Consider the following 18,028-nt stretch of genomic DNA (forward strand, 5'->3'; position numbering starts at 1 on the left):
GCCAAACGGCGGAGGCATGCATGGCAATCTGGAACCTGGGCTCGATCAACATCGACCATGTCTATCGGCTGGAGAGCCTGCCCAAGCCCGGAGAGACGCTGGCCTCGCGCGGTTATGCGCAGGGTCTGGGCGGCAAGGGCGCGAACCAGTCGGTCGCCGCGGCGCGCGCGGGCGCGGTCACGCATCACCTGGGCGCGATGGGCACGGGCGATGACTGGGTGCGCGACCGGCTGGCGCAGGCGGGCGTGGACATGGGCCATGTCGCCCGGCTTGCGGATCAGGCGACGGGCCACGCGATCATCCTGCTGGATGCCGATGCGGAAAACGCCATCGTCATCCATCCCGGCGCGAACCGCGCGATCGACGAGGATGCCCTGACGCAGGCCCTGTCCGCGCTGACCCCCACTGATACGCTGCTGATCCAGAACGAGACGAACGGCCAGGTCGCCGCCGCCCGCGCGGCGCAGGCGCAGGGCGCGCGCGTGATCTATTCCGCCGCCCCCTTCGATCTGGACGCGGTGCGCGCGGTCCTGCCCCATGTCTCGATCCTGGCGATGAACGCCGGAGAGGCGGAGCAGCTGTTCGCGGGCGTCCCCGGCGACCTGCCCGTGCAGGGCCTGCTGATCACCCGCGGCGCGGAGGGTGCCGAATATCGTGACCTGACCACCGGCCGGGTGCATGAGCAGCCCTCGTTCCGCGTGACGCCGGTGGACACCACGGGCGCGGGCGACACCTTCGCGGGCTATTTCGCGGCGGCGCTGGACGGCGGGGCGGATATTCCTGCCGCCCTACGGTTGGCCTCGGCCGCGGCGGCGGTCAAGGTCACGCGGGCGGGGGCGGGCGATGCCATCCCCACCCGTACCGAAGTAGACGCGTTTCTGTCCGATCAGCCGATCTGACCACGCACCCCGCCGGTCTGCGCCCGGTCCATCAGCAGGTGGTCCAGGATCACGCAGGCGGCCATCGCCTCGGCCACCGGCACGGCACGGATGCCCACGCAGGGGTCGTGGCGGCCCTTGGTGATCACGTCGATCTCCTCTCCGCGTGAGTTGATCGATCGGCGGGGCGTGGTGATCGAGCTGGTCGGCTTGATCGCGAAACGCACGACAATGTCCTGTCCGGTCGAGATGCCGCCCAGAATCCCGCCCGCATGGTTCGACAGGAACTCCGGCCCGTCCGGCCCCATGCGGATCTCGTCCGCGTTCGCCACCCCGGTCAGCGCGGCCGAACCCATGCCCTCGCCGATCTCGACCGCCTTCACGGCATTGATCGACATCATCGCGGCGGCCAGATCGGTGTCCAGCTTCGCATAGACTGGCGCGCCGAGGCCCGGCGGGCAGCCCTGAACACAGACCTCGATGGCCGCGCCGACGCTGTTCTGATCCTTGCGGATGCCGTCCAGGTAATCGGACCAGGCCTGGACCGCGCCCGCATCGGGCAGGAAGAACGGATTATCGTTCACCGCGCCCAAGTCCAGCCGCGCGCGGTCCAGATGCATCGCCCCCATCTGCACCATGTAGCCGGTGATCCGCAGATCGGGCACCAGCGCCCCCAGCACCGCCTGCGCCACGGCACCCGCCGCAACCCGCGCCGCCGTTTCGCGCGCCGAAGACCGGCCCCCGCCGCGATAATCGCGCACCCCATATTTCAGATGATAGGTGATATCGGCATGCCCCGGGCGAAAGCTGGTCGCGATGTCGCCGTAATCCTTGGACCGCTGGTCGGTGTTCTCGATCATCAGCTGGATCGCGGTGCCGGTGGTGACACCCTCGAAGACGCCGGACAGGATGCGGACCTGGTCGGGTTCGCGCCGCTGCGTGGTGTGTTTCGACGTCCCGGGGCGGCGGCGGTCCATGAAGCGCTGGATGTATTCTTCGGTCAGGGGCACGCCGGGCGGCACGCCGTCCACCGTCGCGCCCAGGGCGGGGCCGTGGCTTTCGCCCCAGGTGGTAAAGCGGAACTCGCGGCCGAAGGTGTTATAGCTCATGGGCGCGTCTCCTCGGACAGGGCTTTCAGTTCATAGATCAGGTCCAGCGCCTCGCGTGGGGACAGGGCGTCGGGATGGACCGCCTTCAGGCGGTCGTCCAACGGGCGGGCCTTGGGCGCGGGTGGCGGGGCCGCGCGGAACAGCGGCAGGTCGTCGATCAGTGCCACGGGGCGCGCCGACTGACGCTCTCCGCTTTCCAGCGCGGTCAGCACGGTGCGGGCGCGTTCCACGACGGAGGCGGGCAGGCCCGCCAGGCGCGCGACCTGCACGCCATAGCTGCGGTCGGCCGCGCCCTTCCTGACCTCGTGCAGGAAGATCACCTCGCCCTGCCATTCGCGCACGGTGACGGTGGCGTTCTCGACACCCTCCAGCTTGGCGGACAGCGCCGTCATCTCATGGTAATGCGTGGCGAACAGCGCCCGGCAGCGATTGGCGGCATGCAGATGCTCCATCACCGCCCAGGCAATCGACAGCCCGTCCCAGGTCGAGGTGCCGCGCCCGATCTCGTCCAGGATCACCAGCGCGCGGTCATCGGCCTGGTTCAGGATCGCGGCGGTTTCCACCATCTCGACCATGAAGGTGGACCGCCCCCGCGCCAGATCGTCGGCGGCCCCTACACGGGAAAACAGCTGGCTGACCAGCCCGATATGCGCCGCCCGCGCGGGAACAAAGGCGCCCGCCTGCGCCAGCACCGCGATCAGCGCGTTCTGGCGCAGGAAGGTCGACTTGCCCGCCATGTTCGGCCCGGTCAGCAGCCAGATCGCGGGCGTGGCCCCGGTGGTCAGGTCGCAGTCGTTGGCGACGAAGCTTTCCGCCTTCCGGCGCAGCGCGCGTTCCACGACCGGGTGGCGGCCGCCTTCGATGACGAAGGCGCGGCTGTCATCGACGCGCGGCCGGACCCAGCCCTCGCCCGAGGCCAGATCGGCGAAGGCGCAGGCCAGGTCGATCTCGGCCAGGGCGCGGGCGGCCTGACCGATCCGCGCCGCCTGATCCAGGATCGCCGTCCGCAGGCGGTCGAAGATGCCCCGCTCGATCTCCAACGCGCGGTCGCGGGCGTTCAGGATGCGGGTTTCCAGTTCGCTGAGTTCCACCGTGGTGAAGCGGATCTGGTTCGCAGTGGTCTGGCGGTGGATGAAGGTCTGGTTCAGCGGCGCGGCCATCATGCGCTCGGCATGGGTGGTCGTCGTCTCGATGAAATAGCCCAGAACGTTGTTATGCTTGATCTTCAGGCTGCCGACCCCGGCCAGGACCGCGTAATCGGCCTGCATGCCCGCGATGACGCCCCGCCCCTCGTCGCGCAGGCGACGGGTCTGGTCCAGATCGGCGTCATGCCCCTCGGCCACGAAGCCGCCATCCCGCGCCAGCAAAGGCGGCTCGGCCACCAGCGCATCGTCCAGGAGGTCAACCAGCCCCTCATGGCCGACCAGATCACCCGCCGCATCGCGCAGCACGGGCGGCGCGTCGCCGGGCAGCCGCACGGCGATCGCCGCGCCCTGCGTCAGCCCCGCCCGGATCGCGGCCAGATCGCGCGGCCCGCCCCGGTCCAGCGCCAGCCGCGACAGCGCCCGGTCCATGTCCGGCACCCGCGCCAGCGCGCCGCGCAGATCCGAGAGCAGCCGCGCATCCCCCGCCAGCGCCGCCACCGCATCATGGCGCGCCGCGATCAGCGCGAGATCGCGCGACGGAGCGCTGATCCGCCGTTCCATGAGGCGCGCGCCCGGCGCGGTCACGGTGCGGTCGATGGCCGCCAGCAGCGATCCCTCGCGCCCGCCCGACAGGGCCTGGGTCAGCTCCAGATTGCGCCGGGTCGCGGCGTCGATCTGCATCGTGCCGCCCGCGCGTTCGCGCATGGGCGGGCGCAGCAGCGGCAGGCGGCCCTTCTGCGTCATGTCCAGATAATCGACGATGGCGCCCATCGCGGCCAGTTCGGCGCGGGTGAAGCTGCCGAACCCGTCCAGCGTCTCGACGCCATAGAGCGCGCAGAGCCGCCGCGTGCCCGCATTGCTGTCGAACGCGCTGGCATGCAGGTCGGTCATCACCGCGCCCGCATCGCCGATCAGCTCCTCCAGCCCGGTGTCGCAGGCCAGGACCTCGCGCGGGGCCAGCCGCGCCAGCTCGGGGGCCAGACGCGGCAGGGGGCAATCCATCACCGAAAACGCGCCGGTCGAGATGTCGACCCAGGCCAGCGCGCCCTCCTCGCGGACCACCACGAAGGCCGCCAGGTAATTGTGGCGCCGCGCCTCCAGCAGCGATTCCTCGGTCAGGGTGCCCGGCGTCACCAGCCGCACCACGTCGCGCGCCACGACCGATTTCGACCCGCGCTTCTTGGCTTCCGCGGGGTCCTCCATCTGTTCGGCGATGGCCACGCGGAAACCCTTGCGGATCAGCGTCAGCAGATAGCCCTCGGCCGCATGGACGGGCACGCCGCACATCGGGATGGGCTCACCCGCATGGGTGCCGCGTTTGGTCAGCGCGATGTCCAGCGCGGCGGCGGCGGCGACCGCGTCGTCGAAGAACATCTCGTAGAAATCGCCCATGCGATAGAACAGCAGCGCGCCGGGATTGGCCTCCCGGATTGCAAGATATTGCGCCATCATCGGCGTGGGCTGATCAGACATGTCCTTGGTCATGGGCGGGTTCTATCCGCTTGCGCGGGCGCGCGAAACCTCTACATTCGGGATCACCTCGGGGTGCCCCATGCGGGCTGAGACGCGACAGCGGACCCGTTGAACCTGATCCGGCTCACACCGGCGGAGGGAAGGTGCGCACCCCCTTCTTTTCGACATTCCGACAAGAGAGGCTGCCGATGAAATCCGTCCTGATCCCCGCTTTGCTGCTGGCCACCCCCGCCCTGGCCCAGGATCGCGTCCTGACCGTCTATGCCGGCGACAGCGTCACCAGCGAATGGGGCCCCGGCCCCGCCATCGAGGAGGGGTTCGAGGCGATCTGCGATTGCGACCTGCAATTCGTGACCGGCGACGTGCTGCCCCGCATCCTGATGGAGGGGGCGGGCACCCAGGCCGACATCGTCTTCGGCCTGAACACCGACATGACCGCGCGCGCCCGCGCATCGGGTCTGTTCGCACCGCACGGGCAGGACACGTCCGACCTGTCGCTGCCCATCGCATGGGAGGACGACATCTTCCTGCCCTACAACTGGGGCGAGACGGCCTTCGTCTATGACAGCACCCGGCTGGAGAACCCGCCCGCCAGCTTTGCCGAGCTGCTGGAGGCCGAGGATATCAGCATCGTCATCCAGGACCCGCGCAGTTCGGTGTCGGGTCTGGCGATGCTGCTGTGGGTCAAGTCGGTCTATGGCGATCAGGCGGGCGAGGCCTGGGCCAAGCTGGCCCCCAAGGTGCTGACCGTCACCCGCGGCTGGTCCGAATCCTATGGCCTGTTCACCGACGGAGAGGCGGACATGGTCCTGTCCTACACCACCTCGCCCGCCTATCACATCGCCGCCGAGGAGGACGACACCAAGCGCGCCGCGATCTTCCCCGAGGGGCATTACTTCATGGCCGAACTGGTGGCCCAGGTCGCGGGCACCGATCAGCCGGAGCTGGCGCAAGCCTTCATGGACTGGGTGCTGACCCTCGATTTCCAGGCGACGATCCCGCTGGCCAACTGGTCCCTGCCGGCAAAACTGCCGCAAGCCGACTGGCCGCAGGTGATGCGCGACCTGCCCCGCCCCGACAAGACCCTGTTCCTGTCCGAGGACGAGGCAGAAGCCCTGCGCGCCCCCGCCCTGGACGAATGGCAGCGGGCCTTCCGCTGAGCATCGGCCACGCCATCGCGGGCGCGCTGGCCGCCCTGATCCTGGGCACGCTGGCGGCGGTGGCTTGGGTCGCGGGCGGGCTGTCGGGGCTCACCGAATGGGATCTGCGCGCGGTCTGGTTCACCCTGTGGCAGGCGGCGCTGTCCGCGACCCTGTCGGCGGCGCTGGCCGTCCCGGTCGCGCGCGCGCTTGCGCGGCGGCGGTTCCGGGGGCGCGGGCTGCTGGTCACGCTGTTGGGCGCGCCCTTCATCCTGCCGGTGATCGTGGCGGTCCTGGGCCTGATCGCGATCTTCGGGCGCAACGGTGCGCTGAACGGCGCGCTGGAGGCCCTGGGCCTGCCCGCCATCGGTATCTATGGCTGGCAGGGGGTGATCCTGGCGCATGTGTTCTTCAACCTGCCGCTGTCGGTGCGGCTGATCCTGCAGGGCTGGCAGGCGATTCCCGCGGAACGCTTCCGGCTGGCCGCGTCCCTGGATTTCGCGCCCCGCGACATCGCCCGCCATCTGGAACGTCCGATGCTGCGCGGCGTCCTGCCCGGCGTGTGGCTGGCGGTGTTCCTGGTCTGCCTGACATCGTTCACGGTGGCCTTGGCCCTGGGCGGGGGGCCGCGCGCCACGACGGTGGAGCTGGCCATCTATCAGGCGTTCCGCTTTGATTTCGACTTGGGGCGCGCGGCGGCCCTGGGGATGGTGCAGATCGCCATCTGCATCGGGGCGGCGGCGCTGGCCGCCCGCGTTGCCGTTCCGGCGGGGTTCGGCGCAGGGCTGGACGCGATGGGCGGGCCGCCCGCGCCCGGCGGCTGGCGGCGGCTGGCGGATGCGGCGGTGATCACGGCGGCGGCGATGTTCCTGCTGGCGCCGCTGATCTCGGTCGCGGCCACGGGCCTGCCGCGCCTGACCGGCCTGCCGCCCGAGGTCTGGGATGCGGCCCTGCGTTCCATCGCAATGGCGGTGACGTCGGCCCTGCTGTCGTCGGGGGCGGCGCTGGCACTGGCACTGACCATCGCCCGCGGCGGGGCCCGTTGGGTCGAGGCCGCAGGCATGCTGCCGCTGATCGCCTCTCCGCTGGTGCTGGGCACGGGGCTGTTCATCCTGCTGCGCGGCACGGTCACGCCCCAGCAGATGGCCCTGCCGGTCACGGCGCTGATCAACGCGGCGATGGCCCTGCCCTTCGCACTGCGCGCGCTGATCCCGGCGGCGCGGGCGCTGGAACAGGATTACGGCCAGCTTGCCGCATCGCTGGACCTGCGGGGCTGGGCACGGCTGCGGCTCTTGGTCCTGCCGCGCCTGGCCCGGCCCCTGGGGTTCGGCGCGGGATTGGCCGCGGCGCTGGCCATGGGCGATCTGGGTGTGATCACACTTTTCGCGGGCGACAACCCGACGCTGCCGCTGATGCTCTATCAGCTGATGAACGGCTATCGGATGGCCGATGCGGCGGCCTGCGCTCTGCTGTTGATGGCGCTCAGCCTGGGCCTTTTCTGGGCCTTCGACCGGGGAGGACGCCATGGCACTTGAGTTCCAGGACATCCTGCTGCGTCAGGACGACTTCACGCTGACCGCCGACCTGACCGTGCCGCGGGGCCGCCATGCGGTGATCGGGGCGTCGGGTTCCGGCAAGTCGACGCTGCTGGCGCTGGTCGCGGGGTTTCTGACGCCGACCCGGGGCCGCCTGCTGTGGGACGGCGCCGACATCACCGCGCTGCCGCCTGGCAAGCGACCGCTGTCGATCCTGTTTCAGAACAACAATTTGTTTCCGCATCTAAGCGTGAAACAAAATGTGGGCATGGGCCTGCGCCCGGACCTGCGGCTGGATCGCGTCCAGAAGGCGCGTGTCCTGGAGGTTCTGGATCACGTCGGACTGACCGGAACCGGGAACCGGCGTCCCGACAGCCTATCGGGCGGTCAGCAGAGCCGCGTCGCCCTGGCCCGCGTCCTGCTGCGCGCGCGGCCATTGCTGCTCTTGGACGAGCCCTTCGCGGCCCTGGGTCCTGCGCTCAAGGCCGAGATGCTGGCGCTTCTGGCGCAGGTCGCGGCGGACACGACCGTGCTGATGGTGACCCATGACCCCGAGGATGCCCGCGCCTTCGCGCCCGACACCCTGCTGGTCGAGGAGGGGCGCGTCCATCCGCCCCGCCCCACCGGGCCGCTGCTGGACGATCCGCCGCCGGGACTGCGCGCCTATCTGGGCTAGGCGATCCATAGGCGGATGATCCAGGCGACGGTGCCGATCACCGCCACGCTGGCCAGCCAGATCGCCACGAACCACGCCAGTCGCCGCAGGGATTGCGGCATCAGTGGTACCCCTCCTTGGGGTCCATCTTTCCGCGGAACACCCAATAGGAATAGGCGGTATAGGTCAGGATCACCGGGATCAGCACGGCCGCACCGACCAGCATGAAGATCTGGCTGTTGCGGGGGGGCGGCGGCCTCCCAGATCGTGACCTCGACCGGGACGATGTAGGGGAACATCGAGATCCCCAGCCCGACGAAGCCAAGGATGAACATCCCCAGCGCGCAGAGGAACGGCCAGTAGTCGTGATGACGCACCATCAGCGAGGTGAACATGCCGAAGGCTAGGCCCAGCACGGCAGCACCCACCCCCGCTGCCAGCACGATGTTCCAGCCGCCGAACCAGCGGCTGTAATAGCCGTCCTGCAGGAACGGCGTCCACAGGCTGACCACGCCCATGAAGATCACCGTGCCGACACCCAGCACCCAGGCCCGCTTGCGCATGCGCTCCTGCAGGGGGCCGGCGGTCTTCATTACCAGCCACGTCGCGCCCAGAAGGGCGTATCCGACCATGACCGCGACGCCGACATCAGCGTAAAGGGCGTCAGCCAGTCCCACCAGCCGCCGGAATATTCGCGCGCGGCCTTGTCGACGTCGATACCCTGCAGCAGCCCGCCCAGGGTGATGCCCTGCGCCAGCGCGGCCACCGCCGATCCGCCGATGAAGGCCACGTCCCAGACCTTGCGCCAGCGCTTGGTGCGCCAGCGGAACTCGAACGCGACGCCGCGGAAGATCAGCGCCAGCAGCATCGCCATAATTGGCGCATACAGCGCCGGCAGGATCAGCGCATAGGCCAGTGGAAAGGCCGCGAACAGCCCGCCCCCGCCCAGGACCAGCCAGGTCTCGTTCCCCGTCCCAGACCGGCGCGACCGAGTTCATCATGATGTCGCGGTCCTCTCCTTCGGGTTCGACCGCGAACAGCATGCCCAAGCCCAAGTCGAACCCGTCCAGCACGACATAGACCAGCACCGCAAAGGCAATGACGAAGGCCCAGATGACGGTCAGATCCAGCGAAACGCCTTCTGCGAGGGGCATGGTCACTCTCCGGGTTGGACGTTGCGGGTCGGGTGCTGCTGGGCGGGCGTGGTGCCCGCCGTGCGCGTCGGGCTGTTGGTCACATCCTTCAGCCGCGGTTCGTTATTTGCCGGAGAGCGGCTCATCAGAACGCAGGATATAGTATGTCCCCGCCCCAAAGACCGCGAAATAGACGATGATGAAGGCCACCAGCGATGCCCCCACCGCGGCCGCGTCCAGGGGTGCGGCGCTGTCCACCGTGCGCAGGTGACCATAGACGGTGAAGGGCTGCCGCCCGACCTCGGTCGTGACCCATCCGGCCAGCACGGCGATCAGCCCCGCGGGCGACATCACAAGGGCGGCGCGGTGCAGCATGGGGCTGTCGAACAGCATCCCCCGCCAGCGCGCCCACAGCGACCAGACACCGATCCCCAGCATGGCAAAGCCAAGCGCGACCATGATGCGGAACGACCAGAAGACGATGGCCACGGGGGGCTGATCCTCGCGCGGGATAGTGTCCAGGCCCGCAAGCGGTGCGTTCAGGTCGTGCTTCAGGATCAGGGACGACAGCTTGGGGATGCCGATGGCATAGTCCAAGCGCTGTTCGTCCTGGTTCGGGATGCCGAACAGGTACAGCGGTGCGCCATCGTCATGGCTCTCGAAATGGCCCTCCATCGCCATGACCTTGGCCGGCTGGTGCTCCAGCGTGTTGATGCCATGGAAATCGCCCAGCACGATCTGGACCGGGGCAAAGATCGCGGCCATCCACATCGCCATGCTGAACATGGTCCGCGTTGCCGGGCTGACCTTGTCGCGGCGGTGGCGATGGCGCAGCAGGTGCAGGGCCGCCACGCCCCCCACGATGAAGGCCGTGGTCAGATAGGCCGCGGTCACCGTGTGCATCAGGCGGAACGGAAAGGACGGGTTGAAGATCACCTGCCAGAAGTCGGTGGGCAGGAACTGCCCCGTCTCGGGGTCGATCTCGAAGCCCGCTGGGGTGTGCATCCAGCTGTTGACCGACAGGATCCAGAAGGCCGAGAACGCCGTGCCCAACGCCACCGCGGCGCAGGCGATCATGTGCAGCGTGGGCCCGACGCGGTCGCGCCCGAACAGCATGATCCCCAGGAACCCGGCCTCCAGGAAGAAGGCGGACAGGACCTCATAGGCCATCGGCGCGCCGATGACTGGCCCCGCCTTGTCGGAAAAGGCTGACCAGTTCGTGCCGAACTGATAGGACATCACGATGCCCGACACGACGCCCATGGCAAAGGCCAGGGCAAAGATCTTGACCCAGTATCGGAACAGATCCAGGTACTTGTGGTCCTTTGTCCACAGCCACAGCCCGTTCAGGACCGCCAGAAAGCTGGCCAGCCCGATCGTGAAGGCGGGGAACAGGAAGTGGAAGCTGACCGTGAAGGCGAACTGGATCCGGGCCAGCAGGATGGCATCTGCATTGTCGAACATCGGGGGCCTTTCACGGCAGGGGCACGCCCCGCGGGCATGTCGGTTTCGGACCGGCCACCGCCTGCACCACGGGCACATGACCGGACCCATCGTCGTCTGGAATCATAGTGCTCCTACTGGTCGCGGCCGCGCAAGGGCATCGATGTCGCGCCCGCCGCCCTGTGGCGCATCTGCGTCACGGGTGGCACCTTGGGCCGATGTCAGGGGTGCACAGGGGGTGAGGCACCGCCGCGTGGTCCTGTATCGACGGTCGGTGGGGTCTGGTTGCTGCACTGCCGGCCCCCCGGACGCGGTTGTGCTTTCCGGGCAATGAATTTGGCGCCATGCGGCGGGAGGCACCGGCAATTATGCTATGCCCGCCCTGGTGGCCTCGACGCTGTCACTTGAGGACGGACCGCGTGGCACGGGTGCTGTCCAAGGTATTCCCTGTGCGCATCACGCGCACGATCCATCAGGCGGCGGTCGCGGGCGTGCCGCAGCCGCGGATGGGCACGATCCGTGATGGCCGGAGGGGGAAAGGCAGTAGATGCGACATCATCGGCCGTAGCGGAGGGCGCGGCGGATGGGTGCGTCGAGGATCGCGTCGCGGGTACCGCCGTCCTGAGACCCGCGATCCATATCGAGGATACCGGCGCGACGCGGACTTCAGCTGCCCGTTCCGTCGCGGTTGGAACGGGCATGTTCGATCAGGTCCCAACGATTTCCCCAGGGATCCCTCCAGACGACGACACGCCCGTAAGGCTCGTCGCGCGGAAGCGTCTCGAACGTCACGCCCGCGGCCTGGAGGCGCTGATAGTCGCGCGCGAAATCGTCCGTCTCAAGGAAAAGCCAGACCCGCCCGCCGCCCTGCTCTCCGATCGTCGCGGTCTGGCGGTCTCCGACGGCCCGGGCAAGCAGGATCTCGGTATCGCCACCCGGGGGCGCAATCCGCACCCATCGCTTGCCGTCGCCCAGTTCGGTATCCTCCCGGCACTCGAAACCGATCCGGCAAAAGAAGTCGAGCGCCGCGTCGTAGTCCGGGACCAGCAGGGACAGGTGGGCGATGCGGGCGGGCATGACATTGTGCTTTCCATCGGGACGGTCGCGATGCGTTTCTGGGGCACAGCCCGGTCCGCGACAAGCCCACCTGTAGCAGTTCGCGATCTGGTCGGGAATGCAGGCACGTGTTCGGCGCACGACAGTCTTATTCCAACAACTGTCGATCCGGGCGATGATCATGTTCGCAGACCATGGAGAAGCGCATGCCCCCGCCCTACGCGCGCCTGAAGGATCCCGCGTCATATGTCCTGCCGCGGATCGTTCGGACATCCCGGCTGGATCTTTGCCCCGCGAGCGTTGATGACGCCGCCGCGGTGGCGCGGGCCAGGGGCGAAAGCCATGCAGAATTGGTGCCATGGTTTCACGGAACGATGGGGAACCCCGGACAGGAACGGGATGCCCGGTGGCAGTCAGAGCGGTTGGCGGAAGCGGTGGAGGCTGCACAACGACGCGAGCGGCTGTCCTATCTTGCATGGGCCTCGGGCGTCTGTGTCGGCGCCGTCGATCTGATCCCGCAGTGGCGGCGGGGCCAGTTCCGACTGTCCTACTGGGTGCGGTCCTCTGCCTGCCGCCAGGGATATGGGGCCCAAGCGGTGAACGCGATGATACGGGCTGCCTTTGGGGCCTTGGACGCACGTCTGGTGACGACCGGTCATGCCGCGCCCAACACGGCCAGCGCAGGTCTGGCACGGACGCTGGGCTTCAGGCAGATCGCATGCCAGCCGCTTGGGTACGAGATGCCCGACGGCCTGCTGGTGGACGGCATCGCCTATGCCATCGAAGACATTGCCGTCCTGCCACCCCTGAAGGTCGCATGGGCCTGACTGACACGACGGCTTTGCCCCGCACCTGATCGGTCGCGCAGGGGCAGTCAGCCCGTCGCGGGCGGCTGATCCGCCACCTCCCGGCACAGCCACTCTCGAAAGCTGCGCATTCCGCTGGTTTCCGGCCTGGATTGCAGGCGGGTCAGCCAATAGGCGCCTGCGACAATGGAATGGTCGAACAGGGTCACAAGACGGCCGCGATCCGTCCAGTGGCCGAAAAGCGCAGGTGGCAGCAGCGCGATCCCGTGCCCCTCCGCCGCCATGTCCGCCAGGGCGATCGAGCTGTCCAGCATCGGCCCCCGCAGGGGCGGGCAGGCCAGGCCCAGCCCCCGCGAACCACCGTTCCCATTCGCCTGTCCGATAGGATCGCAGCAGGGGCTGATCCAGCATCGCCTGGGGGCCGGACATGGTCCTGGCACGGTCCGGGCGCACATGGGGGCCAGGGGCGCATCCATGATGCGGGTGGCCTGCAGCCCATGCCACGACCCGTCGCCAAAGCGGATGGCCAGATCAAGCCCTTCGCCCGGAATGCTGACGCGGTTGTTGTTGGCGAAGATGCGCAGGTCCACCTCGGGATGCGCCGCCTCGAACCCGGCCAGGCGCGGGATCAGCCAGCCCGTCGCAAAGGTTCCGACCACGCCCACATGCAGCGCCTCGTGATAGCGCCCGCCCGAGAACCGGTCCAGCGTCGCGCCGATCCGGTCCAGCGATCCGGTCAGGACCGGGGCCAGGGCCGCACCCTCGTCGGTCAGCACCAGCCCTCGGGGCACACGCCGGAACAGGGCCACGCCAAGGCGTTCCTCGAGGTTGCGGATCTGGTGGCTGAGCGCCGCCTGCGTCACGCACAGTTCGATCGCGGCCTTCGACAGCGTCAGGTGCCGGGCCGCGGCTTCGAAGGCCCGCAGCGCATTCAGGGGGATGTTGGGCCGATCCATCACGCATCCATTAGAATTTCTCAACGATAGGGCAAGAAACCATGATTTGATGCCCATGCAAGATCACAATAGCTCTGGCTGGCAAAATTAATTCATGTCGCGGCGCCGTCGCGACGCCAGAGGGAATCCCATGACCATCATCCGAACCGTGGCTGTCGCAGCCGCGCTGCTGACCACCCCCGCCCATGCCCAAGAGCTGACCGAGCAGGCATTCCAGCAGATCAGCGAAAGCGTCTTTCGCCCCGTCATCGAGGAATTCGACATTCCCGGCATCGCCATCGGCGTGACGATCGACGGACAGCAGTTCTTCTTCACCGATGGATTGGCCGATCGCGCGGCATCGCGCCCCGTCGACCGCGACACGCTGTTCGAGCTGGGATCGAACAGCAAGCTGTTCACCGTGGCCCTGGCGGCCCTTGCGGAACAGCGCGGTCTTTTGTCCCTGCAGGACCCGGTGTCATCCCGGATGCCTGCGCTGGCGGGCAGCGCCTTCGATGCGGTGACGCTGGCCGACCTTGCCGCCCATGCCACGGGTGGCCTGCCCCTGCAGGTGCCCGACGCGGTCACGGACATGGACGGCCTGATGACCTATCTGAACGCCTGGACGCCGCAGGGCGAGGCCGGCACGCTGCGCGCCTATTCCAATGTCAGCATCGGCCTTTTGGGGCTGATCGCGGGAGAGCAGTTCGGGACGACCTACACGGATGCGCTGGCGCGTGACCTTCTTCCCGGACTGGGGCTGGACAGCACCTTCGTCGATGTCCCCGACGCCGAGATGGCGCGCTATGCCTTCGGTTATTCCAGAACCGACGACAGCCCGATCCGCGTCAACCCCGGCATGCTGGATGCCGAGGCCTATGGCATCAAGTCGTCGGTGACCGACATGACCCGTTTCCTGGACGCCCATCTGGACAATCTTACCCTGGAGGGCGAGATCACGGCAGCGCTGGCCCGGACGCGCCGGTCGGACTACGACACCGCCCATTACGCGCAGGCCATGATCTGGGAAGGGTATCCTTGGCCCGTGGATGCCGCTGCGCTGGCGGCCGGAAATTCGTCGGACATGGCGATGTCGCCGCAACCCATGACCAAGGTCGACGCGCGCCAGTTGGAGGGAGACGTCTATCTGAACAAGACGGGGGCGACCAACGGCTTTGGCTCTTACGTCGCGATGGTGCCGTCCGAACGGATCGGCGTCGTGGTCCTGGCGAACCGCAACTATCCCAACCCGGTCCGGGCGGAAGCGACGCGAGAGCTGATCGTGCAACTGCTGGCGCGCGCCAGAGAGTGAACGGCAGCACCGGACGCACAGGTGACCTGGCCGCCATGACGGCTGCGGCCCCGATCCGGGGGCCGCAGCCTTGTTTCAGTCGGCGCGGCCATGCGTCAGGGTTGCGGGCGTCACCATCCGGCGCTGCCAGAGGAACAGCGCGGCGGCCACGGACAGGCCGATGAGATCGGTCACCCAGCCCACGGCGATCATCGACAGCGCGGCCCCGATCAGCACCAAGACGCACCACCATCGACGCGTGCCCGAAGTAGTAGCCGATCACCCCCGCCGACAGCAGGAACATGCCCAGCAGCGCGGTCGCGGTCGCATGGATGATGTCGATCCATTCGCCCTGCATCAGCAGCTCGTGAGAGCCGAAGAACATGAAGGGCACGATGAAGGCCGCAAGGCCCAGGCGGAAGGCCTCGACGCTGGTCTTCATCGGGTCCGATCCTGACAGGGCCGCGCCCGCATAGGCGGCCAGGGCCACCGGCGGCGTGATGGCCGACATCACCGCATAGTAGAAGACGAAGAAATGCGCGACCAGCACCGGCACCCCAAGGGCGATCAGCCCCGGCGCCACGACGGCGGCGGCGACCGCATAGGCGGCGGTGGTCGGCATGCCCATCCCCAGGATGATCGAGATGCACATCGCGAAGAACATCGCCAGATACTGGTTCTGATCCGCGATCGACAGAAGCAGCGATGAGAACCGCGCCCCCACCCCGGTCAGCGCGATGACGCCCACGATGATGCCCGCCGCGGCGCAGACCGCGACCATCTGGATGGTCATCTTGGCGCCCATGTCCAGCGCGTTGAAGATCTGGCGCGGGCCCATGCGGTGCGGCGTCAGCCAACTGACCATCGCCGCCGATGCCATGCCCATCGCGCCCGCACGGATCACGGAATAGCCCGCGAACAGCGTATAGATCAGGATGATGATCGGCAGGAACAGATACACCTGGCGGATCAGCACCTTGAACTGCGGTAGTTCGGACCGGGGCAGGCCCTTCATGTCCAGCTTGAGCGCCTGGAGGTCAACCATGAAGTAGACCGACACGAAATAGAGCAGCGCCGGGATGATCGCGGCGATGACGATGTCGGTATAGGGGATGCCCGTGACCTCGGCCATGATAAAGGCGCCCGCGCCCATGATCGGCGGCAGGATCTGCCCGCCCGAGGAGGCCGTGGCCTCAATCGCAGCCGAGGATTTCGGCGAATAGCCGACCTTCTTCATCAGCGGGATGGTCAGCGAGCCGGTGGAGACCACGTTGCCCGCCGAGGTGCCGTTGATCATGCCCATCAGGCCCGATGCGAAGACCGCGACCTTGGCCGGGCCGCCCCGTGCCTGACCGGCGCAGGCAAAGGCGAAGTTCACGAAGTAATCGCCCACCTTCGACGCCTGCAGGAAGGCGGCGAAGACGATGAACAGGATGATGTAGGTCGAACTGACCGCGATCGGGTCGCCCAGGATGCCCTGGTCGGTGAAGATGTAGGTGAAGAACCGCGTCGCCGTATAGCCGCGATGGTTCAGAAAGCCCGGCAGCCAGGGCCCCAGGAAGCTGTAGCCGATGAAGACCGCGACGATGATCACCAGCGCGAGGCCCGTCAGGCGGCGCGTCAGCTCCAGGATCAGCATGACCCCGGTGACCGCGGCCCACAGATCGCCCGGCTGCGCCATCGCCGTGCCCGCCCGCATGCGCAGCGCGCCCACGACGAACAGGATGTAGCCCAGGACCGCGATCGAGGCCAGGCACAGGATCAGGTCGCCCGGATAGATCCGCGACCGGTCCCGCGACGAATAGAGCCAGCCCGCGACGATGGCCGCGCCCGTGCCGATGGCCAGCGGCAGGCCATAGGTGCGGAACCCGAAGGCCGGCGGCATCGCCACCCCGGCCAGCCACCAGGCGCCCCAGGCATAGGCGATGACCGCCAGCCCATAGCCCACGCCCAGGGCCGCCACGCCCAGCAGGGCCCGTTCGGCCATGCCGCGGCGTGCGGGGGCGGTGGCGGTGTCGCTGCGCTGCGTCAGCGCGGAATAGGTCAGGAAGCCGATGATCAGGCCGCCGCAGACATGCATCATGCGGTAGGTCCAGGTCTCCAGCGGATAGACGACCATGACGAACAGGTGGAACAACGTATAGGCGGCGCAGAGGACCGCGATCAGCACACCCGTTCCGGCGCGGGGGTCGCGCTGGTTGGGGGCCATCGGTTCGTCATCGACGCCCTGCGCGATGACGGGTCCGGTCCCTGCCGCAGATGCAGCATCAACTGACATGAGGGGTCTCCGTCGGCAAGGACCGCGCGGACGGGGTCCGGGCAGTCGGTCCGATCATGGGGGAAAAGGGAAAGGGATCCGGGGGCCGCAGCCCCCGGAGAATGCGCTCAGCCGCGCAGTTCGGCCGGGATTTCGACCCCGACCTCGTCGAAGTAACGCACGGCGCCCGGATGGTAGGGCAGGAAGGTGTTCTTGTCGACGTTCTCGGGCAGGGTCTCGGCGGCGGTGGCGTGGATCTGCATCATCGCCTCGTTGCCTTCCATCACCAGCTTGGTGATCTCATAGGCCAGGCTTTCGGGCATGTCCTGATGGGCGACGGCAAAGTTCCACATGGCGACCGTGCCATGCCCCTCGGGGAAGCCCTGATACATGCCGCCGGGCACCTCGAAGGCGGCCACTTCGGGCATCGCCTCGAGGATCTGCGCGCGCTGCTCTTCGGTGAAGCCGAAGATGTTGACCGGGTTCTCGGCCGCGATCTGGGCAAAGGCGCTGATCGGCACGCCGGCCGCAAAGGCGAAGGCGTCGATCAGGCCGTCCTTGACCTGGCTCGTGGCGTCGTTGGCCCCGGCATAGCTGATGGTCGCGTCGACGCCCAGCACCTCGAAGAAGCGCGGCCAATAGGTGGCGGCGGTGCCGCCCGCCGGTCCGACCGAGACGCGCTTGCCCGCCATGTCGGTGACGTCCGCGATGCCCGACGACTGCAGCGCGACGGCCTCGAACGGGGTCTGATACATGGGGAACAGGGCGCGCAGGGCCTTGTGCTCGACCCCCGGCGCCAGTTCGCTGTTGCCGGTCCAGGCCTCGTAGGCGGGGCCCATGGTGACCAGGCCGATCTGGTGGTCGCCGGTCTCGACCAGGGTAGCGTTCTGCACCGGGCCGCCGGTGACCTCGCCCGAGGCGTTCAGGTCCAGGTTCTGGCTGATCAGTCCGGCCAGACCGGTGCCATAGATGAAATAGGTGCCGCCCTGGCTGGCGGTACCGATGGTCAGGCTGCTGGGCCAGTCGGCGCGGTCATCCTGGGCAAAGGCGGGCGACAGGCTGAAGGTGGCCGCGACGGTCGCGGCGACGGTCATGAAACGCATGAAAATCCTCCCAGATTTTTCCGGGGCCGCACGTCTTGCGCGTGGCGGCCCAACAAAGCCCCTTCAGCTA

General features: G+C 68.1%; 12 protein-coding genes, 3 pseudogenes and 1 riboswitch. Of the genes and pseudogenes, 6 read left to right on the forward strand and 9 right to left on the reverse strand.

Features of this window, described 5'->3' with window-relative positions:
* Positions 1-20 precede the first annotated feature (20 nt).
* Complete coding sequence (locus F1642_RS07705; protein WP_194885932.1) at positions 21-899, forward strand: ribokinase; 879 nt, start codon at positions 21-23, stop codon at positions 897-899.
* Here the strand turns inward: F1642_RS07705 and aroC are convergent.
* Complete coding sequence (gene aroC, locus F1642_RS07710; RefSeq protein ID WP_194885933.1) at positions 887-1,987, reverse strand: chorismate synthase; 1,101 nt, start codon at positions 1,985-1,987, stop codon at positions 887-889. The two genes, F1642_RS07705 and aroC, sit on opposite strands and share 13 nt — an antisense overlap.
* On the reverse strand, positions 1,984-4,605 hold the full coding sequence (mutS, locus tag F1642_RS07715; protein WP_194885934.1) for a DNA mismatch repair protein MutS: 2,622 nt from the start codon (positions 4,603-4,605) through the stop codon (positions 1,984-1,986). Before mutS ends, aroC begins: the two co-directional genes overlap by 4 nt.
* 58 nt (positions 4,606-4,663) lie before the next feature.
* Positions 4,664-4,763, forward strand: a riboswitch (TPP riboswitch).
* A 30-nt stretch (positions 4,764-4,793) separates the two neighbouring features.
* Here mutS and F1642_RS07720 point away from each other — a divergent pair.
* Genes F1642_RS07720 through F1642_RS07730 form a run of 3 tightly spaced genes read left to right on the forward strand, consistent with a single transcriptional unit; the run spans position 4,794 to position 7,955 of the window.
* Positions 4,794-5,765 carry a thiamine ABC transporter substrate binding subunit gene (locus F1642_RS07720; RefSeq protein ID WP_194885935.1) on the forward strand — a complete coding sequence of 324 codons (972 nt, stop codon included), beginning with the start codon at positions 4,794-4,796 and terminating at the stop codon, positions 5,763-5,765.
* Complete coding sequence (locus tag F1642_RS07725) at positions 5,744-7,279, forward strand: ABC transporter permease subunit (protein WP_194885936.1); 1,536 nt, start codon at positions 5,744-5,746, stop codon at positions 7,277-7,279. Before F1642_RS07720 ends, F1642_RS07725 begins: the two co-directional genes overlap by 22 nt.
* On the forward strand, positions 7,269-7,955 hold the full coding sequence (locus tag F1642_RS07730; RefSeq protein ID WP_194885937.1) for an ATP-binding cassette domain-containing protein: 687 nt from the start codon (positions 7,269-7,271) through the stop codon (positions 7,953-7,955). Before F1642_RS07725 ends, F1642_RS07730 begins: the two co-directional genes overlap by 11 nt.
* On the opposite strand, the gene F1642_RS07735 is transcribed toward F1642_RS07730, so the two are convergent.
* From F1642_RS07735 to F1642_RS07750, 4 genes and pseudogenes are all read right to left on the reverse strand, one after another.
* Positions 7,952-8,056, reverse strand: coding sequence for a DUF2474 family protein (locus F1642_RS07735; RefSeq protein ID WP_139598676.1), 105 nt, complete (start codon positions 8,054-8,056; stop codon positions 7,952-7,954). The genes F1642_RS07730 and F1642_RS07735 overlap by 4 nt on opposite strands.
* Positions 8,056-9,088 (reverse strand): annotated as a pseudogene (gene cydB / locus F1642_RS07740) (cytochrome d ubiquinol oxidase subunit II). The gene F1642_RS07735 and the pseudogene cydB overlap by 1 nt, the downstream one beginning before the upstream one ends.
* A gap of 2 nt (positions 9,089-9,090) precedes the next feature.
* Positions 9,091-10,531, reverse strand: a pseudogene (locus F1642_RS07745) (cytochrome ubiquinol oxidase subunit I).
* A gap of 645 nt (positions 10,532-11,176) precedes the next feature.
* Complete coding sequence (locus F1642_RS07750; protein WP_194885939.1) at positions 11,177-11,587, reverse strand: VOC family protein; 411 nt, start codon at positions 11,585-11,587, stop codon at positions 11,177-11,179.
* A 185-nt stretch (positions 11,588-11,772) separates the two neighbouring features.
* On the opposite strand from F1642_RS07750, the gene F1642_RS07755 reads away from it, so the two are divergent.
* On the forward strand, positions 11,773-12,393 hold the full coding sequence (locus F1642_RS07755; protein ID WP_194885940.1) for a GNAT family N-acetyltransferase: 621 nt from the start codon (positions 11,773-11,775) through the stop codon (positions 12,391-12,393).
* Between the two features lie 47 nt (positions 12,394-12,440).
* Here F1642_RS07755 and F1642_RS07760 read toward each other — a convergent pair whose 3' ends face one another.
* Entirely contained in the window at positions 12,441-13,328 is an 888-nt protein-coding gene (locus F1642_RS07760) for a LysR family transcriptional regulator (protein ID WP_255522259.1), read from the reverse strand.
* A gap of 130 nt (positions 13,329-13,458) precedes the next feature.
* On the opposite strand from F1642_RS07760, the gene ampC reads away from it, so the two are divergent.
* Entirely contained in the window at positions 13,459-14,619 is a 1,161-nt protein-coding gene (gene ampC, locus F1642_RS07765; RefSeq protein ID WP_194885941.1) for a class C beta-lactamase, read from the forward strand.
* A 277-nt stretch (positions 14,620-14,896) separates the two neighbouring features.
* Here the strand turns inward: ampC and F1642_RS07770 are convergent.
* Both F1642_RS07770 and F1642_RS07775 read right to left on the reverse strand, forming a co-directional pair.
* Positions 14,897-16,876 (reverse strand): annotated as a pseudogene (locus tag F1642_RS07770) (TRAP transporter permease); the annotation flags it as partial.
* A gap of 107 nt (positions 16,877-16,983) precedes the next feature.
* Positions 16,984-17,958 (reverse strand): TAXI family TRAP transporter solute-binding subunit, encoded by a 975-nt coding sequence (locus tag F1642_RS07775; RefSeq protein ID WP_045982785.1) that lies wholly within the window; start codon positions 17,956-17,958, stop codon positions 16,984-16,986.
* Positions 17,959-18,028 lie beyond the last annotated feature (70 nt).

Origin of the sequence: Paracoccus sp. NBH48, from assembly GCF_015390265.1 — a bacterium.
GTDB classification, from domain to species: Bacteria; Pseudomonadota; Alphaproteobacteria; order Rhodobacterales; family Rhodobacteraceae; genus Paracoccus; species Paracoccus marcusii.